An 18,146-nucleotide genomic window follows, 5' to 3' on the forward strand; every position below is an offset into this window, starting at 1 on the left:
CCTCGTCCCCTTGTGGAAAGACACCCAACGCCAGCCGGCCTGTGGACGGCGCGACCGGCTCCCGTCGTCCACTCACCGTCCCAGACGTGGGTGGCCGTGCCTAGAATCTTCCTCGTGAGTGAGGACATCGAAGCCCTGAAGGCACAACTGGCCCAAGCAGAAGCACGAGCGGCCGAGGCCGAGGCCAAGGCGGCCCGCGCCCAGGCGGAGGCGGCGCGAGCCGCGCTTGAGGCGGCAGGGGCTCCGGCCTCGTCGCCTGTCGAGGCGGCGCTGCCCACCCCCTCTGCGCCGGTCCCCGACGCGGACCTCAGCCCATTCGCCGCCGGAATCAAGCAGGCCTACTCCTTCGACGTCCCCCACATCATTCTGGGCACCCTGTTGGACAGCGACTCCCCCGTCCCCGGCGTCACCACCGCCATCCCCCTGTCGATCGTCAACCGCCACATGCTTGTGGCCGGGGCCACTGGCACGGGCAAGACCCGCACCCTGCAGCTGTTGGCCGAAGGCCTGTCGTCGGCGGGCACCTCGGTCCTGTTGTGTGATGTCAAGGGGGACCTCACGGGCATTGCCGAGGGCGGGCCCGCCTCCCCGAAGCTGCTGGAACGCACCACCGCCAATGGGCAACCGTGGACCGCTCAGGGCTTCCCCGTGGAGCTACTCACCCTGGGTGATGCGAAGGTGCAGTTCACGGGTGTGCCCGTGCGGGCGCGCATCATCGACTTCGGCCCGATCCTGCTGGCCCGCGCCCTCGACCTCAACACCACGCAGGAGCAGTGCCTGCAACTGATCTTCGCGTGGGCGGACCAGCACGGGCTGGACCTCATCGACATCGGCGACCTGCGGGCCGTCATCACCTTCCTCACCTCCGAGGAAGGCAAGGAGGCGCTGGCGGAGATCGGCGGGGTCTCCAAAGCCACTGCGGGCGTCATCCTGCGCACCCTGACGGCCCTGGAGGCGCAGGGCGGTGGCACCTTCTTCGGTGAACCCGGCTTCGAGACCTCCGACCTGCTGCGCGTGGCCACGGACGGGCGTGGCATCATCTCGCTGCTGGGGGTGGGTGACATCCAGTCGCGTCCGGCACTGGTGTCCAGCGCGATCATGTGGATGCTGGCGGATCTGTTCACCGACCTGCCCGAGGTCGGCGACGCGGACAAGCCGAAGCTGGTGTTCTTCTTCGACGAGGCCCACCTGCTCTTCGCGGACGCGACGAAGGAGTTCATCCGCCAGGTGGTCCAGACTGTGCGTCTCATCCGTTCCAAGGGGGTGGGCGTCGTCTTCGTCACCCAGACTCCCAAGGACATCCCCGCGGACGTGCTGGCCCAGTTGGGTTCGCGCGTCCAGCACGGTCTGCGCGCCATCACGCCTGCCGACCAGGTGAAACTGGAGCAGACGGTGAAGACCTTCCCCAAGACCGACCTGGAATTGGACGAGATCCTGACCACCTTGGGCACCGGCGAAGCGATCGTCACGGTCCTTGGACCCAAGGGTCAGCCGACCCCTGTCGCCCCGACGAAGATGTGGGCGCCGACCTCGACCATGGGGCCCGCCGGCGCGGGCGTTCCCGAGGGGATCCTGGCGGCCTCACCTTTGGCACAGAAGTACTCCGAAGTGGTGGACCCCGAGTCCGCCAAGGAGATCCTGGAGCAGCGTTCCTTGGACGCTCAGCGTGAGCGCGAGTCGGCCGCCAAAGAGCAGGAGGCCCGCAAGGCGGAGGAGGCTGCCGCTGCCGCCGAGGCCAAGGCTGCTGCCGCGGCCGAGAAGGCGCAGGCCAAGGAGGCCGAACGCGCGGCGCGTGAAGCCCAGAAGGAAGCCGAACGTGCGGCCCGCGAAGCCGAACGCGCCGCAGAGCGCGAGGCCCGTGAAGAGGAACGCCGCCGCATCGCCGAGGAGAAGGCGGCCGAGAAGGCCGCCGCGCGCCGCAACGGATTCATCGAGAAGGCCCTTGGCTCCGTGGTCCGCTCGGCCGGCAGTGTCATCGGACGCGAGATCACCCGAAGCATCTTCGGCACGAGGCGCTGAGCGGGGGCGGAGCACGCGAGCACCACTGACAAGAAGCCCGAGGCCGCCCGCGCCCTTGGCGCGGACGCACCCACCACACCCACCTTCACCGCGTTAGAGTGCGATGAGCACGCGACGCCCAGTCGCAGCACGGGCAGTACGAGGAAGGGATTCGCATGCGCATCGGGTTCATCGGCACCGGAGCCATGGTCAGCGCCATCGTGCGCGGAGCCGTCGCCGCCGGAATCTCGGCCACGGACTTCGTCCTGACCAATCGCACGGGCGCGCGGGCCGCAGCACTGGCCGAAGAAGTCGGCGCATCCTGGGCCCCCTCCAACACCTCCTTGGCGCAGCAGGTCGACATCGTCGTCCTGGGCGTCAAACCCCAAGTCCAGTCCGCCGTCATCCGTGAGATCGCCGAGGTCGTCCGCGAGCGCGAATCCACCGTCGTCTCCATCGCCGCCGGGCGCACCATCGGCGCCATCGTCACCGACTTCGGGGTGGGTGTGCCCGTCGTGCGCGTCATGCCCAATGTCAACGCCCTCATCGGCCGTTCCATGACCGGCATCTGCTCGGCCGAAGTCGACCCCGAGGTCCTGGCGGTCGTCACCCGCCTCATGGAATCCGTGGGCACCACCGTCACCTTGGACGAGAAGGACTTCCCCGCCTTCTCCGCCCTGGCGGGCTGCAGCCCCGCATGGGTCTTCCAGATCATCGACTCCTTGGCGCGTACCGGCGTGAAGTACGGGCTTCCCAAGGCCACCGCCGTGCGCATCGCCGCGCAGGCCGTGGCCGGATCGGCCGACCTCGTCCTTGCCGAGGGCGCCAAGGGTGTGGTCCCCGCCCAACTCATCGACCGGGTGACCTCACCGGGTGGGACGACCATCGCGGGTCTGCTCGCGGGTGAGGAGGCGGGCCTGTCAACGGCCCTTCTCCACGCCGTCGACGCCGCTGTCGCACGCGACGCGCAGCTCGGCTGACATCCCAGCCACCCCGCATTCACGACCTGCCTCCGCGGGCGGGTGCCACGCGCCCGCCTCCCGCATCCCACCCCATCACGGAGCTCCCCATGCTGCTCAACGCCGTCATCCTGTCCGTCCTCGTCATGCTGGTGCTCGCCCTGCTGCGCGTGCACGTCGTCCTGTCCCTGTTCATCGGTGCCCTGACCGGCGGAATCGTCGCCGGACTGTCCTTGGGCCAGACAATGGTCGCCTTCCAGGAGGGCCTGGCCGGCGGGGCGAAGATCGCCCTGTCCTACGCGCTGCTCGGCGCCTTCGCCATGGCGGTGGCCCACTCGGGTCTGCCTCAACTCCTGGCCTCGTGGATCATCGACCGCCTGGACGGCGAGGACGATTCGGCCACGTCGAAGGTCGCTGCCTGGACCAAGTGGGGCATCGTCGGCGGCACAGTGGCCATGGCGGTGATGAGCCAGAACCTCATCCCCATCCACATCGCCTTCATCCCGCTGCTCATCCCGCCGCTGCTCGTGGTCATGAGCCGCCTGCGCATCGACCGTCGCGCCATCGCCTGCGCAATGACCTTCGGCCTGGTCACCACCTACATGTTCCTGCCCATCGGATTCGGCCGGATCTTCCTGCACGACCTGCTCTACAAGTTCATCGGCGAGGCCGGTCTGGACGTGACCGGCGTGAACCCCCTGCAAGCCATGGCGATCCCCGCCGCCGGCATGGCCCTGGGCCTGCTCACCGCCCTGTTGGTCACCTACCGCAAGCCGCGTGACTACGACGTGGAGGACACGGTGGCCGACACGGCGGAGATCGACTCGGGTGCGCCCGTCATCGACGGGCGCAAGGTCCTCGTGGCCCTGGGCGCCATCATCATCTGCGTGGGCCTGCAGACGTGGCTCGCCCTGTCCGGGTCGGAGGCCGACCCGATGCTCATCGGCACACTCATCGGTCTGCTGCTCTTCGTCGCCACCGGCGTGGTCAAGTGGCGCGACGCGGAGGACGTGTTCTCCGGCGGCATGCGGATGATGTCCCTCATCGGTCTGATCATGATCACCGCGAACGGTTTCGCCTCGGTCATGAAGGCCACCGGCCACATCGAGCCGCTGGTCAAGGCTTCGGCGGAGTTGTTCTCCGGCAACAAGGCGGGCGCCGCCCTGGCGATGCTCGTCGTCGGACTGGTCATCACGATGGGCATCGGCTCCAGCTTCTCCACCCTGCCGATCATCACGACGATCTACGTGCCCCTGTGCATCGCCCTGGGATTCTCCCCCATTGCGACGGTGGCGATCGTCGGCACGGCGGGCGCCCTGGGCGACGCTGGCTCGCCGGCCTCCGACTCGACGCTTGGCCCGACCAGTGGCTTGAACGTCGACGGTCAGCACGACCACATGCGCGACACGGTGATCCCCACCTTCCTGCACTTCAACGTCCCCTTGCTGCTTGCCGGGTGGGTCGCAGCAATGGTTCTGTGAGGGCCGGGGGTCAGGCAGGTCGGGCCCTCGGACTCAGACGATGACGGCCGCGCGGTGGGGTGGGCGCCCGCCCTCGGCCCATGAGGCGATCCTCCACAGGTCGCGCCCGGAAATGGGCATGGCGCATGTGTGCACCCAGGACTCGCCCATGTGCTCGTCATTCCACGGGTCGTGCACCAGGTAGTGTCCGCCCGTCTTGGCCCACACGAGGACCCAGTGGGGCACGTCCTCGCCGTTGAGCAGGACCAGATCCACCAGCACCAGCACCCGGCGTCCGTCCTCCAGCGCGCGGTCCAACGTCTCCAGGGCCAGCGGCTCGATTCTCTCGGCGGCGCCGGCCTCCAGTGCCTGACGGCGGTGGTCGTCGTGGATGAGCCGTCGCACGGCCTCGGAGTGCAGGGCGCCGGGCCCCGGCAGGCCGATGACCGGCCCTTCCACGTCACAGCAGATGGTCACGGAAACTCCCCTGCGTGCCATTGCCGCGCCCAGCCCGTAGTGCCCGCAGCCGCCCGTGTACGTGGCTTCACGCCACATGGCGATCTCCTGGCCGGCACCGCCACTGGTTGCGTCGACGCGCTCCAGCCCATCGGGAAGCACCATGAGGGCGCAGGCGGGTCCGCAGGTGTACTCGGTCTTCTGGCGCTGGTGGAAGGGCATCGCCTGCAGGTCCGGGCCCGCCCCGTCGCTGCATCGCACCCACCCGCGGATTCCGTGCAGGGGCGAGGTCGCGTGCAAGGCGGACGAGGTCGGGGCGGGGGGCTCCTCCAAGGGGATGAATCCGCGCCCTTCCAGCACCCGGGCCAGGAGGTGGTCCTCGGGAAGGGATTGGGCCTTGACCAGCAGCGCCCTGTCCCGGCGGGCGGCGGCGGCGACGGATTCGACCAGGGCGGCCAAGGCGGGCTCCACCACGCTCTGGTCCCACGTGGGGTGAGCACCGTCCCCGCCCTCCTCCCCCGCGCAAGAGGCGGCGGAGGCCACGCACCAGCCGACGATGACCCGCTGACTGGCGAGCACCCGATGGGTCTCCCACACGAGCACCCGGCCGCCGTCGGCCAGCGTGTGCTCCCACAGTGTGGGCACATGTCGTGGCCCGATGGCGCACCAGTGTTCCAGCAGATTCTCGGGGACGCCTTCGACGCGCAGGAGTTCCGCCAAGTGTTCCCCGGGTGTGAAGGCACGCGGGCAGATGCTCATGTGGACTCCTCCCGGGGGCGTGCGCTCGGCACGGCGGCCAGCAGCGCCTGGGTGTAGGGGTGTTCCGGCTGGTGCAGCACGCGCGAGGTCGGCCCGTCCTCGACGATGCGGCCGTCCTTCATGACGACCACCCTGTCGCAGACGCTGCGGGCCACCGCCAGGTCGTGGGTGATGAACAGCAGGGCGAAACCCAGTTCCTCCTGCAGGTCGACCAGCAGGTCCAGCACTTGGGCCTGCACCGACACGTCAAGGGCGGAGACGGCTTCGTCGCAGATCAACAGGCAGGGGCGTGTGGCGATGGCTCTGGCCAACGCCACCCTTTGGCGTTCGCCTCCGGACAGGTCGGCCGGTGGGCGGCGCGCGTGTTCGGTGGGCAGGCCGACGCTTCGCAGCAGGTGGGCGACGTCCTCGTCGGGGCGGCCGACGGCTCGCAGGACCTCTCGCAGGGTCGTGCCCACAGTCAACGACGGGTTGAGGGCCGCATACGGGTTCTGGAAGACGATGCTGACCGGGGGCACGGGCCAGGATCGCCATCCGCGGCGCCGCGCGGGTCCCAGGGGCGGGGCGTCGATGTGGACCGTACCGGTGTCGGGGTGTTCCAGGCCCACGATGCAGCGGGCCAGGGTGGTCTTTCCGGAACCCGATTCGCCCACCACGGCGACGGCCTCGCCCCGGGCGACCTTCAGGTCGACTCCGGCCAGGGCGACGTGGCGGGCTCCGCCGGAGCCGTGGAAGGTGCGGCCTAGGTTGCCCACCGTGAGCAGGGGCGCCGGCTCGGCAGCGGCACCGGACGCATCGACTCCCCTGTCGGCGTGTGCACGCGGATCGGGCCCGTCCAGACGTGGCTCCAGGTCCAGGAGCCGGCGCGTGTAGGCCTCTTGCGGATCGGACAGGACCCGACCCACGGGTCCGGCCTCGACCACCCGGCCGCCTCGCATGACCAGGACGTCGTCCCCGTGGCGTCTGGCCAGCGCCAGGTCGTGGGTGACCAGGATCAGGGTCATCCCGTGCCGTTCACGCAGGTCTGCGAGCAGGTCGAGGATCTCCGCCTGGGTGGTGACGTCCAGGGCAGTGGTCGGCTCGTCAGCGATGAGGACCTTCGGGGTGGCATCCAGGGCGGCGGCGATCGCCACCCGCTGGCGCATGCCGCCGGAAAGCTCGTGGGGGCGGGCATTGGCCACCCGCGCGGGCAGGCCGACCTCCGCAAGGCGCGCGGCCACCATCGCCTGGCGCTCGACGGAGGATGCGGGAGGGTGCGCGAGGATCTGTTGGGCGCAGGTGTGCGTGGGCGACAGTGAAGTGAAGGGGTCCTGCGGCAGCCACACGATTCCCGCGCCCCGCTGGCGTCCGATGCTGTGAGCGTCCGCGCCCAGGTCCAGGCTGCGCCCGCCCAGTTCGACGGTGCCGGTGACGGTGAAACCCGGGGGTTCCAGGGCGCACAGGGCCCTGGCCAACTGGGACTTGCCCGCCCCGGACTCTCCCACGACCACCAGGGTGCGCTCGGCCTCGACCCGCAGGTCCACGCCTTCGACAATGCGTCGGCCGTCCCGGGTGGTCACCGTGACCCCGTGGGCGACGAATGAGGTGGCGCTCACCGGGCGGCCCTCCTCTCCGATCGACTGGATGCCCAGTCCCCCGCCACGTTGATGGCAGCTGCCGCCACGATGACCAGGACCCCCGGGACCACACTGGCCGCCGGGTTCTGGAAGATGAAGGCACGCCCGTCAGCCAGTTGCCGTCCCCAGTCGGCGGCCTGGGCGGACACGCCGAATCCGAGGAAAGACAGTCCCGCCAGCGACACGAGGGCGAAGGCCACGTTGACGAAGAGATTCGCCCAGATGATGGGGGCCACATTGGGCAGCAGGTGGAAGGTGAGGATCCTGCCGGTCGGCATGCCCAGTGCCAGCGCGGACTCCACGTAGGGGCGCGGCAGCTGCTGCAAGGTGGCGGCGCGCACCATGCGCACGTCCGAAGGCGCGAAGAGCAGCACCAGGACGGCCACCGTCACCCAGTAGCCGCCCCCGAGAATGCCGGCGACGACGATGGCCAGCAGGGTCACGGGCAGCGCCAGCAGGATCTCGCAGGCACGCGAGACGACCGCGTCCCACAGACCGCCCCGCCATGCGGCGGTGATGCCGAAGACGATGCCCAGGAGCGTGGACCCCAGGGCCACCGCCACGGGCCCGACGATCGCCGAGGCCGTGCCGGCCATGCTCATGAGCAGCACGTCGCGCCCCAAGGTGTCGGTACCCAACGGGTGCCCGGCAGTGCCCGCTGGCGTCACCCCCAGCGCGAGGTCCTTCGTCAGGGCCACCGGTTCCAGGAAGGGCGAGATGCCACTGAGGACGATCAGCAGCAGGACCAGCACCAAGGACGCGGCCACTGATCCCGGCATGCGTCGCAAGGAGACGGCGGTGCCGCGAAGACTTGAGCGGACCAGATCACTCGCACTCATCGGATGGGCCTCCGTCTCGCACGATGGTCGAGTTGGCGCGGGTCCACGGCCAGGACCAGCAGGTCCACCGTCAAGGTCACACCGACGATGACGGCGGCCACCAGCAGGACGATCGCCTGGACCACGGGAACGTCCTTGAAGGTGATCGAGTCGGCCAGCAGCTGGCCCAATCCCGGTAGGGAGAAGGTCTCCTCCACCAGGACGGTCGATCCGAACAGGGCGCCCAGAACCAGTCCCGCAGAGGTCAGCACCGGCGTCGCGGCGTTCTTCATGACCATGAGGCTCGTGCGTCGCCGCCCCAGACCCCGCGAGCGCGCGAAGAGCACGTAGTCCTGGGACAGTTCGTGGGCCACCGCTGCTCGCGTGATGCGCACCAGCATCGCCGCCGTGCCGACCGCCAACGCCAGCGCAGGAAGGCTCAGGTGCCACACGCGGTCCGCCACGCCCTCGCCCCCACCGTGGGTGGGGAACCAGCGCAGCGTGACGGCGAACACGTGGAGCAGGAGCAGGCCCAGCGCGAAGCCCGGGGCGCTGATGCCCACCACCGCTGAGGTGGTCACGACCCGGTCCACGCCGGTGCCCCGCCGGCGCGCCGCGAGGACCCCCAAGGGGATGCCGATGCCGACGGCCAACACGAAGGCCAGCAGCGTGAGCCCCACGGTCAATGGCAGGCGATCGCCGATGACGTCCAGGACGGGCGCGCCGGAACGCACGGAGGTGCCGAAGTCGCCACGCACGGCCCGGGTGAGCCACGTGAGGTACTGCACGACCACAGGCCGGTCCAGTCCATGGTGCTCGACGATGGCGCGCCGTATTTCGTCGGTGACGCGTCGGGTCCCCACGAGGTTCTTCACCAGGTCCCCGGGGGCCATGTGCAGCAGCGAGAAGACGATGACGGAAAGGACCATCAGGACGCCGACGGCCTGCGCCAGCCGGGCCGCCACGTACCGTGTGACGGCAGCGGAACCTCGGGAAGGCGCAGGCCCGCGACCTGGGGTCGCCGTCGCGGTCAACCGACCAACTCGAGGGCCGTGACCCAGTGGGTCATGAGGAAGTAGGTCGACGGCTCGACCGGCGTCACGCCCGGGCCCAGCGCCATGGAGGACCTGCCCCACCACATGGGTGCGTAGGCGACCTCGTCCAAGGCGGTCGTGGTCCCCTTGACGAGGGCGGCGGCCCTGGCTTTCGGGTCGGTCTGGCCCAAGGAGGCGACGACTTCGTCGACGACGGCCTTGTTGGCGTAGCGGGCCGGGTTGGTGGCGCCCAGCAGCCACCCGGTGACTTCACCGGGGTCGCCGGTGGTCGGCGTGTAGGACATGTACGACAGCCCGTACTGGCCGGTGCCCAGGGTGGCGATCCACTGCTCGACGGGTTGGCCGGTGACCTTCAACGTGATGCCCAGGGCCTTGAGGTCCTCGGCGATGGCCAAGGCGGCCGTGCCCATTTCGGGGATTGAGGTCGGGTACAGCAGTTCGGCTTCGAAACCGGTGGGAACCGAGGATGCGGCAAGTTCCGCCTTCGCCTTGTCCATGTCGCGGGTCAGGGGCGCGATACCGGCGATGAGCTGCGTGGCGGCGTCCACGCCGATCTCGGAGCCCAGCTGCTCGGGGGCCTCGATGGAGGTGGCGACCTCGCCCCGGCCCTGCAGGACGGAGGAGACGATGCCTTCCCGGTCGATGGCGTGGGCGATGGCGCGGCGCACATGGATGTCGTCGAAGGGCTTGACGCCCGCGTCGAAGGTGAGTCCCACGAAGGAGCGGTCGGCCACAGTGTTGACGGTGGTGCCGGCGATGGCCTCGTACTGGGCCAGCTGTGCGGCCGGGACCTGCAGTGACACGTCCAGTTCACCGGCCTGCTGGGCGAGCAGGCGCGCGGACTCGTCGGAGAAGAATTCGACCTTGACCGTGTCCGCGCCTCCACCTTGGCCCCACCACGTGTCGACGCGGGTGAAGGTCGCGTGGGAGTCGGGCTGGAACTCGGTGGCCTTGTAGGGGCCCGTGCCCAGGATGAGGTCCTTCGCGGAGCCGTAGCTGGCCGCCTTTTCGTAGAAGGCCTTGGAGGTCACCCACAGGCCGCCGTTGGCGCTCACCGTCCACCCGAAGGCGATGTTCGGGCTGGGCAGGGTGATGGTCAGCGTCGTGTCGTCCGTGGCGGCGGCCTTGACGCCCGCGGGCCAGTACACGGAGGTGGACAGGGACTTCTGGGGGTCCTTGGCCACGTCGATGGAGAAGAGGACGTCCTCCATGGTCATCGGGGTTCCGTCCTGGAACTTGACGCCGTCACGCAGGGTGAAGGTCCATGTGGCGCCGTCCTCGGTGTGCCATTCCTTCGCCAGGGCAGGGACCAACTTGCCGTCGGGGGCCACGCCCAGCAGCCCCTCGGAGGTGATCTGGGCGACCCAGTAGTTGAGGATGCCGGCCTCGTGGGCGGGGTCCAGGGTGGACAGGGAGCCGGGCAGGCCGACGTCGAGGACGCCGTCAGAGGCTCGGGGGGCTCCCGACTGGGCTCCGGTGGTGGGCGCACAGGCCACGAGTCCGGTCAGTGTCGCTGTGAGCATCACGGCCGCTGCGGTCCTGCGCAGCGTTCGTCCGACGCGTGGCATGTCGATCCCCCCCTGTCATTTTCTCCGGGCCCGTTCGGGCCCACGGGTAGAGGGTAGGGATTGCGGTGGCGAATCGCCCAACGCGTTCGACCTTCAGGAAGGTGTGAGATGCCCCTCCGGCGCGCAAGCCCCTGCCCCTGGTCTTGACCCGCTGTCCGTGACCTGCAGGAATCGCGTGACCACGGCCTCAAGGGCCTGCACGGTCAGGTCCAGGTCCTCCAGGTGCAGGTGCTCGTCGTGGGCGTGCATCTGCGCCCACACCCGCCCCAGGGTCCGGGCCGTGGCGTGGGACCCGAAACCGTAGGCGATGCCGCCTCGCCTGCGGGCAAAACGCAGGTCGGTGCCGCCCGGGAACAGGGTTCCCACGACCCGGCTGTGCGGGTGCTGCTCGTGGAGGACTTCCACCAGGGTGCGTCCCAGGCGCGTGTCCAGGGGTGAGGCGGTCGCGTCCTCGCAGATGAGTCTTTCGATGCGGACCCGGGGCGCCAGGTCGCCCAGGGCCTGGACCAGGGCGGCGTCGACGGCCTCGTCATCCTGTCCGGGCAGGGTGCGCACGTCAAGGTCCAGGTGGGCCGAGGAGGGCAGGACGTTGATGGGGCCTCCTGCACCAAGGACCGTGCAGGCCAGGGTCATGCGGGACACGGCGTGCGCGTAGGCGGCCAGGTCGGCGAATTCGTGGAAGTCTCCCCGGTAGGTCCCATTGACGAGGGCGGCCTCCAGGTGGGCGTCGAACCGGAATGCGCGGACGAATCCGCTCCATGTGTCGTCGGTGGCGACCGGCAGCTGGGCGTCGGCCAGGCGCGCGGCGACCTTGCTGATGAGGGTGATGGCACTGTCCTTGCCCAGCGGCACGGAGGCGTGCCCCGGATCGCCCTGCACGTGGAGTCGACGCTGGGCGGCACCCTTTTCTCCCACGGCGATGACGACGGAGTCGGTACCGTCCACCCCGTGCAGGTGCGAGCCTCCGGATTCACCCAGGCAGTTGTCCCAGGGGATGAGGTCCGGGCATTCCCGGTCGATCCACGCCATGCCGAGACCACCCCGGGCTTCTTCGTCCGCCGCTGCGACGAGGGTCAGGGTTCCGGCGGGCCGTGGGCCTTGGGCGACGGCGCGGGTGACGACGGCCATGGCGGCGGTGAGGTGGAGCATGTCGACCACTCCCCTGCCCCACACGGCACCGTGGTCGATGTCGGCGGCGAAGGGGTCACGGGTCCAGGCGTCGTGGTCGACGGGGACGACATCGGTGTGGCCGATGAGGGTCAGGGGGTCGGCACCCGGGTCGGTGCCGGGGACCTGGACGACCAGGCTCACGCGGCCGGGGTGGGGTTCGAGTCGGGTGATGGACACGTCGACGCCGTCGAAGAAGGCTTCGAGCGTGTCGGCGTTTCGGACCTCCTGGCCGGAGTCGGGGGTCAGGTCGTTCACACATGCATTGCGCACGAGTTCACGCAACAGCTCCAGTGTCCGCCCCGCCAGTTGGCCAGGACCTGGATTCGACGCCGAGTCACTTCGAGTCACAGCCCCGCCTTCGTGAATCCTCATGCCGTTCATCTTCGCCATCCTCCCATCCGCCCCCTTGCCGATGTGCGGTCGATCCGCGCATCCGCCACAGCTCACATCGGACGAAAGCCCCAACTCCGTCACTTCGCCGCGACGAATCGACCCCACTCGACAAAAGTTCGGCAGGTCGAAGTTGTAGCTTCAGCTCGACGTACTTAGGCTGGTTCGCGGCACAGATGAACCGTGCAAACGGCACAGAACAGGAGAATCCTTCATGAACACACCCCAGATCCGCGCAGCCCTCGACACGGCCGGCGTCACCACCCCCGCCATCCGAGACTTCGTCGAGGAATGGGCGTTGCTCACCACGCCCGACGCGATCGAGGTCATCAGCACGGCCGATGACGAGCGCCTGGTCGCCGAAGCACTCAAAGCAGGGGAAATCCTGCCCGCCGGCAAGGGCCGCCACTACACGCGCTCGCATCCCAAGGACACCGCCCGCTCCGAGGGCCGCACCGTCGTCGCCACGTCGCGCCCCGAGGATCAGGGCGTCTACAACAACTGGCGCCACGCCGACGAGGTCGTGAAGATCCAGCGCGAACGCATGGCGGGCAAACTCGCCGGCAAGACCATGTACGTCATCCCCTACCTCATGGCCGTCCCAGGATCGCCGATCGCCGCATGGGCCGCCGGAGTCCAACTCTCCGACAACCGCGTCGTCGCCATCCAGATCATCCGCATGGCCCGCGTCGGCCTCGACCTGTTCTCGACCCTCCAAGACCCGTCGTTCTTCGTGCGCTCCGTCCACGTCACCGGCGACCTCGACTCCCTCAAACAGGGCACCGACGAGGACGAAAGGCTCTTCGCAACCATCGCCGACCAGCGCCTCATCCTCCACTACGGCTCCGCCTACGGCGGCAACGCCATGCTCGGCAAGATCGCCCACTCCCTTCGCCAGTCCTCCTACGACGGCTTCAGGAGCGGCAAGTTCCTCGCCGAGCAGTTCATGCTCCTCGGCATCGTCGACAAGGAGACGGGACGCACCTACCACGTGTGCGGCGGCTTCCCCTCGGCCTCGGGCAAGACGAACCTCGCGATGACCCTGCCGCCCGACGCCCTCGGCGACCGCTACCGCGTCGAGTTCTACGGCGACGACATCACCTACCTGTGGGTCGGCGAGGACGGGCGCCTCTACGGCATGAACTCCGAGAACGGCGTGTTCGGCGTCGCCAAGGACACCAACGAGCTGACCAACCCCGCCGCCCTGTCAGCCATCGGCGACGACTCGGGTGCCCTGTTCACCAATGTCGCCTACAACGAGATCACCCAGGAGGTGTGGTGGGAGGGACGCACCCCCGACCACCCGGCTCCACTCGACGGCTGGCTCGACTGGAAAGGCCAGCGCATCTCGGAGCGCTCCGACGAGGACGAGGACGCCCCTTGGGCGCATCCGAACAGCCGATTCGCAACACCGCTGACCAATGTCACAACTGTTGCCGCCGACGCCTCCGATCCTGCGGGAGTCCCGATCGATGCGGTGATCTTCGGCGGACGGACCCGCGACCGGGAGCCTCTCATCCGCGCAATCACCGACCTCGCCGAGGGCGTCTACGACGGCCTGACCTTGGGAGCCGAAGCAACCTTTGCCGCCGAGGGCGTCGAGGGCATGCTGCGCTACGACCCGATGTCGATGCGCCCCTTCATGTCCTACTCCGAGGGCGACTACGCCGCGCACTGGCTCGATGTGCTCGGCAAGCTCACGGAGCCGCCGCTGTTCGCCCACGTCAACTGGTTCCAACGCGACGCCGAGGACGGCCACTTCCTCTGGCCCGGATACCGTGAGAACCTGCGCGCGCTGCTGTGGCTCATCGATTTCCAGGACGGGAAGGCGCAGGGGACGAAGACTCCTGTGGGTGTCGTCCCGACGCGCGAGGAGCTCAACCTCACGGGCCTGGAGCTGCCCGAGGCCGACCTCGAGCGGATCCTGTCGATCGACGTCGATCGCTGGAAGCAGGAGTTGGCGCATCGTGGCGAGCACCTTGCACGGTTCCGCGACCTGCCAGAGGCGATCACTGCGGTTCACACAAGGATCGTCGGCGAGTTCGACCGCTGAGCGCTCGGACCAGGGCGGTGCCCCGTCATTGTCACGGACCGGGGTGCCGCCCTTTCTCCTTCGCTCGGGTGCCCTCCTCCTCGTCGAGGTCGTCGAGGGGGGCCACGCGAATGACCTCGCAGGCCTGCCGACTGAGCGAGACCCGATCACCGCTCGATTCGACGACGAAATCGATGCCGCCCGAATAGGGGACGTTTTCGAGGAGACGCAGTCGAGCACCGAAGACGACGCCGTTTTCAGCGAGGTGGCGCACCAGTTCCGGATCGGAATCCGCGATCCGCTCCACCCGGACCGCACTGCCCACGCGGCACGAGGAGAGCCTGCGGTAGGTCGCGTCCTCGATGCGCCCGTCGGCGCGCGGGATCGGATCCCCGTGGGGGTCGCGCGACGGATGCCCGAGAAGGTCGTCGATCCGCCGGATCATGAGGTCGGAGACCGTGTGCTCCAAAACCTCGGCCTCGGCGTGCACTTCGTCGAGCCCGTAGCCGAGGGTCTGGACGAGGAATGCTTCGATGAGGCGGTGGCGGCGCAAGAGTTCGAGGGCGGCGGCTCGCCCTTGGTCAGTGAGTTCCACGGCGCCATAGGGGGAGTGAGCGAGATACCCCTGATCGGTGAGTTTGCGGATCGCGTCGGAGGCCGTCGAGAGGCGAACTCCTGTCCGAGCGGCGATGGTGGACGCGGTCACGGGCTCGTCGGACCATTCGCCGAGCGCCCACACGGCCTTCACGTAGTTCTGATTGCTGGCCGAAAGACCTGAAAGCGTCATGTCGTCACGCTAGCAAGGTCGCTCGGCGGCGTCGGAGCTCCATTGGCTCGACGGACGAATCTCGCGAAGTGACGGACGAGTCTCACCGGAGGACGGACGAATCTCGCGGGCTTGGGGCGGGCTTTGGTTCGCTTGGCACCGACCTCGTACCCTTGGGGCGTACAAGTCCACGACTCGGATGGAGAGACGCACCATGCGCGACGACGCACCCACGCCCACAACCGTTCCCGCCCCGCAGGTGCCGGACAAGGTAGGGGCAGAGGGCCTGGAGGACAAGTGGGGCGCCACCTGGGAGGCCGACGGCACCTACGCCTTCGACCGCACCGCCACGCGCGAACAGGTCTACTCCATCGACACCCCGCCGCCCACCGTGTCCGGATCGCTGCACGTGGGACATGTGTTCTCCTACACGCACACCGACGTGGTGGCCCGCTACCAGCGCATGACCGGCAAGGCCGTGTTCTACCCAATGGGGTGGGACGACAACGGCCTGCCCACCGAGCGCCGCGTCCAGAACTACTTCGGCGTACGTGTCGACCCGACCCTGCCCTACGTCGAAGGATTCGTTCCCCCGCACGAGGGCGGCGAGGGCAAGTCCGTCAAGGCTGCCGACCAAGTGCCGATCTCCCGCAAGAACTTCGTGGAGCTGTGCGAACGCCTCACCGTCGAGGACGAGGCCCAATTCGAGGCCCTGTGGCGCCACCTGGGCCTGTCTGTGGACTGGAACCAGCACTACCAGACCATCGGGGCGCGCGCCCGCAAGGTCGCCCAGGCCGCGTTCCTGCGCAACTTGGCGCGCGGAGAGGCCTACCAGAGCGAGGCCCCGGGCTTGTGGGACGTCACCTTCCAGACGGCCGTGGCCCAGGCGGAACTGGAGTCGCGTGAGTACCCCGGCTTCTACCACCGCCTGGCCTTCCACATCACCGACGCGCAGGCCGCGGCCAATGCCTTGGCGGCCGGGGCACCGGTGGACAACGACGTCGACGTGTGCATCGAGACGACCCGCCCAGAGCTGCTGGGAGCCTGCGTGGCCCTGGTCGCCCACCCGGATGACGAGCGCTACAAGCCGCTCTTCGGCACGACGGTCACCTCTCCGGTGTTCGGCGTCGAGGTCCCGATCCTGCCCCACCCGGCTGCGGAGATGGACAAGGGCGCCGGCATCGCCATGTGCTGCACCTTCGGCGACACCACCGACATCGACTGGTGGCGAGACCTGGACCTGCCGCTGCGCGCAATCTTGCGCAAGGACGGGCGAATCCGGACCGAGGTCCCGGAGTGGATCACCACCGACGAGGGTGTGGCCGCGTTCACCGAGATCGCGGGCAAGACGACCTTCAGTGCTCGCGAGGCCTTGGTGGCGCGCCTGCGTGCCTCGGGAGAGATGCGAGGCGAGCCGGTCAAGACGGTGCGTCAGACGAACTTCTTCGAAAAGGGGGACAAGCCGCTGGAGATCGTCACCTCGCGCCAGTGGTACATCCGCAACGGCGGCAAGGCCTGGACGAACCCGGCCTCCGGAGCGGACCTCAACGGGGAACTGGTACGGCGCGGGCGCGACCTGGAGTTCCACCCGGAGTTCATGCGGGTGCGCTACGAGAACTGGGTCACGGGATTGAACAACGACTGGCTGATCAGCCGCCAGCGCTTCTTCGGCGTGCCCTTCCCCCTGTGGTACCGCGTGGACGAGGACGGCCAGGTCGACCACGACCAGATCATCATCCCCGCCGAGTCCGCCCTGCCCGTGGACCCGTCGACGGATGTGCCCGAGGGCTTCACCGAGGACCAGCGCGCAGTGCCCGGCGGTTTCGTCGGTGAGCTGGACATCATGGACACGTGGGCGACCTCGTCCTTGTCGCCGGAGTTGGCCTGCGGCTGGCTGGACGACGAGGACCTGTTCTCCCGCACCTACCCGATGGACCTGCGCCCGCAGGGCCAGGACATCATCCGCACATGGCTGTTCTCGACGGTGGTGCGCGCCAACCTGGAGTTCGGTGCCCTTCCGTGGAGACATGCAGGGATCTCCGGCTGGATCCTGGACCCCGACCACAAGAAGATGTCGAAGTCCAAGGGCAATGTCGTCACGCCCATGGCCCTGTTGGAGAAGTACGGGTCGGACGCGGTGCGTTACTGGGCGGCCTCGGCCCGCCTGGGCCTGGATGCGACCTTCGACGAGGCGCAGATGAAGATCGGCCGTCGCTTGGCGATCAAGGTCCTCAACGCCTCGAAGTTCGCCCTGACCATGGGGGGTGAGGGCACTGACCTCGACCTAGATCCTTCGCATGTGAGTCTTCCCCTGGACCGCTCGGTGTTGGCCGCCCTGCGCGGCGTGCTCGACGTGGCGGGAGCGGCGCTGGCCGCCTACGACCACACGAAGGCGCTTGAGGCCACCGAGTCCTTCTTCTGGACCTTCTGTGACGACTACCTGGAGCTGGTCAAGGAGCGCGCCTACAACCGTGAGGGCCGATGGAGCCCGCAGGAGGCACGATCGGCGCGGACGGCCTTGGCGCTGGTCATCGACGCGATCGTGCGTCTGTTGGCCCCCTTCCTGCCCTTCGTCACCGAGGAGGTGTGGTCGTGGTACCGCCAGGGCTCGGTCCATCGCGCCGCCTGGCCGGTCTCGGAGGACCTTGCGGGCGTCGAGGGCGATCCGGCGCTCCTTGAGGCTGCCTCGGCGGCCTTGGTGGTGCTGCGCCGCGTGAAGTCGGAGGCAAAGGTGAGCCCGCGCACGCCTTTCCTGCGGGTCGAGGTCGGTGCCCCCAAGGCTCTGCTGCCGCACCTGGATGAGGTGGCCGCTGATCTTGCGGCCGCCACCCGCGTGGAGGGTCTACCGAATTTCGTGGCTCACGAGGCCCAGGACGAGGCTTGTACGGTCGTGGTGACGTCCTTCGAGCTGGGGGAGGCTCCGGCGAAGAAGAAGGCGTGATCGACCTCGCCTCATCGACGAGGGCGCGGTCTGCGGGCTGGTTCCGCGGACCGCGCTTTCGTTTTGTCCCTTTTCGCATTTTTCACCGACCGGATGTGTGAATTCCCCGGTCCGAAGTGCCCCTGTCCATCCCTTTCCATTCCCGACGGCACACGTCA

General features: G+C 68.7%; 12 protein-coding genes. 5 read left to right on the plus strand and 7 right to left on the minus strand.

The window, feature by feature from the left end; all coding sequences use genetic code 11:
• Window positions 1–114: 114 nt before the first annotated feature.
• The 3 genes from I6B53_RS07910 to I6B53_RS07920 all read left to right on the plus strand — a co-directional run bounded on the left by I6B53_RS07910 (window position 115) and on the right by I6B53_RS07920 (window position 4,438).
• A complete protein-coding gene (locus I6B53_RS07910; RefSeq protein WP_216763725.1) occupies window positions 115–2,019 on the plus strand; it encodes a helicase HerA-like domain-containing protein in 1,905 nt (634 codons plus the stop codon).
• Between the two features lie 155 nt (window positions 2,020–2,174).
• Window positions 2,175–2,978: a pyrroline-5-carboxylate reductase gene (gene proC, locus I6B53_RS07915; protein WP_216763726.1), complete on the plus strand. Its 804-nt coding sequence runs from the start codon at window positions 2,175–2,177 to the stop codon at window positions 2,976–2,978.
• Between the two features lie 89 nt (window positions 2,979–3,067).
• Window positions 3,068–4,438: a Na+/H+ antiporter family protein gene (locus I6B53_RS07920; protein WP_216763727.1), complete on the plus strand. Its 1,371-nt coding sequence runs from the start codon at window positions 3,068–3,070 to the stop codon at window positions 4,436–4,438.
• Between the two features lie 33 nt (window positions 4,439–4,471).
• On the opposite strand, the gene I6B53_RS07925 is transcribed toward I6B53_RS07920, so the two are convergent.
• The 6 genes from I6B53_RS07925 to I6B53_RS07950 all read right to left on the minus strand — a co-directional run bounded on the left by I6B53_RS07925 (window position 4,472) and on the right by I6B53_RS07950 (window position 12,231).
• Window positions 4,472–5,632 carry a peptidase C39 family protein gene (locus I6B53_RS07925; RefSeq protein WP_216763728.1) on the minus strand — a complete coding sequence of 387 codons (1,161 nt, stop codon included), beginning with the start codon at window positions 5,630–5,632 and terminating at the stop codon, window positions 4,472–4,474.
• Window positions 5,629–7,227, minus strand: a complete 1,599-nt coding sequence (locus I6B53_RS07930; RefSeq protein ID WP_253953825.1) for an ABC transporter ATP-binding protein — start codon at window positions 7,225–7,227, stop codon at window positions 5,629–5,631. Before I6B53_RS07930 ends, I6B53_RS07925 begins: the two co-directional genes overlap by 4 nt.
• Entirely contained in the window at window positions 7,224–8,087 is an 864-nt protein-coding gene (locus I6B53_RS07935; RefSeq protein ID WP_216763729.1) for an ABC transporter permease, read from the minus strand. The genes I6B53_RS07930 and I6B53_RS07935 overlap by 4 nt, the downstream gene beginning before the upstream one ends.
• Window positions 8,084–9,031 (minus strand): ABC transporter permease, encoded by a 948-nt coding sequence (locus I6B53_RS07940; RefSeq protein ID WP_253953826.1) that lies wholly within the window; start codon window positions 9,029–9,031, stop codon window positions 8,084–8,086. Before I6B53_RS07940 ends, I6B53_RS07935 begins: the two co-directional genes overlap by 4 nt.
• 65 nt (window positions 9,032–9,096) lie before the next feature.
• Window positions 9,097–10,689 (minus strand): ABC transporter substrate-binding protein, encoded by a 1,593-nt coding sequence (locus I6B53_RS07945; RefSeq protein WP_216763730.1) that lies wholly within the window; start codon window positions 10,687–10,689, stop codon window positions 9,097–9,099.
• 93 nt (window positions 10,690–10,782) lie between these two features.
• A complete protein-coding gene (locus I6B53_RS07950) occupies window positions 10,783–12,231 on the minus strand; it encodes a M20/M25/M40 family metallo-hydrolase (protein ID WP_216763731.1) in 1,449 nt (482 codons plus the stop codon).
• Between the two features lie 232 nt (window positions 12,232–12,463).
• On the opposite strand from I6B53_RS07950, the gene I6B53_RS07955 reads away from it, so the two are divergent.
• Window positions 12,464–14,302: a phosphoenolpyruvate carboxykinase (GTP) gene (locus I6B53_RS07955; RefSeq protein WP_216763732.1), complete on the plus strand. Its 1,839-nt coding sequence runs from the start codon at window positions 12,464–12,466 to the stop codon at window positions 14,300–14,302.
• A 31-nt stretch (window positions 14,303–14,333) separates the two neighbouring features.
• Here the strand turns inward: I6B53_RS07955 and I6B53_RS07960 are convergent, their stop codons facing one another.
• Window positions 14,334–15,068 carry a metal-dependent transcriptional regulator gene (locus tag I6B53_RS07960; protein WP_216763733.1) on the minus strand — a complete coding sequence of 245 codons (735 nt, stop codon included), beginning with the start codon at window positions 15,066–15,068 and terminating at the stop codon, window positions 14,334–14,336.
• A 193-nt stretch (window positions 15,069–15,261) separates the two neighbouring features.
• On the opposite strand from I6B53_RS07960, the gene valS reads away from it, so the two are divergent.
• Window positions 15,262–17,988, plus strand: coding sequence for a valine--tRNA ligase (gene valS, locus I6B53_RS07965; protein WP_216763734.1), 2,727 nt, complete (start codon window positions 15,262–15,264; stop codon window positions 17,986–17,988).
• Window positions 17,989–18,146 lie beyond the last annotated feature (158 nt).

It is taken from the genome of Schaalia sp. 19OD2882 (genome assembly GCF_018986735.1).
Taxonomy (GTDB): Bacteria; Actinomycetota; Actinomycetes; order Actinomycetales; family Actinomycetaceae; genus Pauljensenia.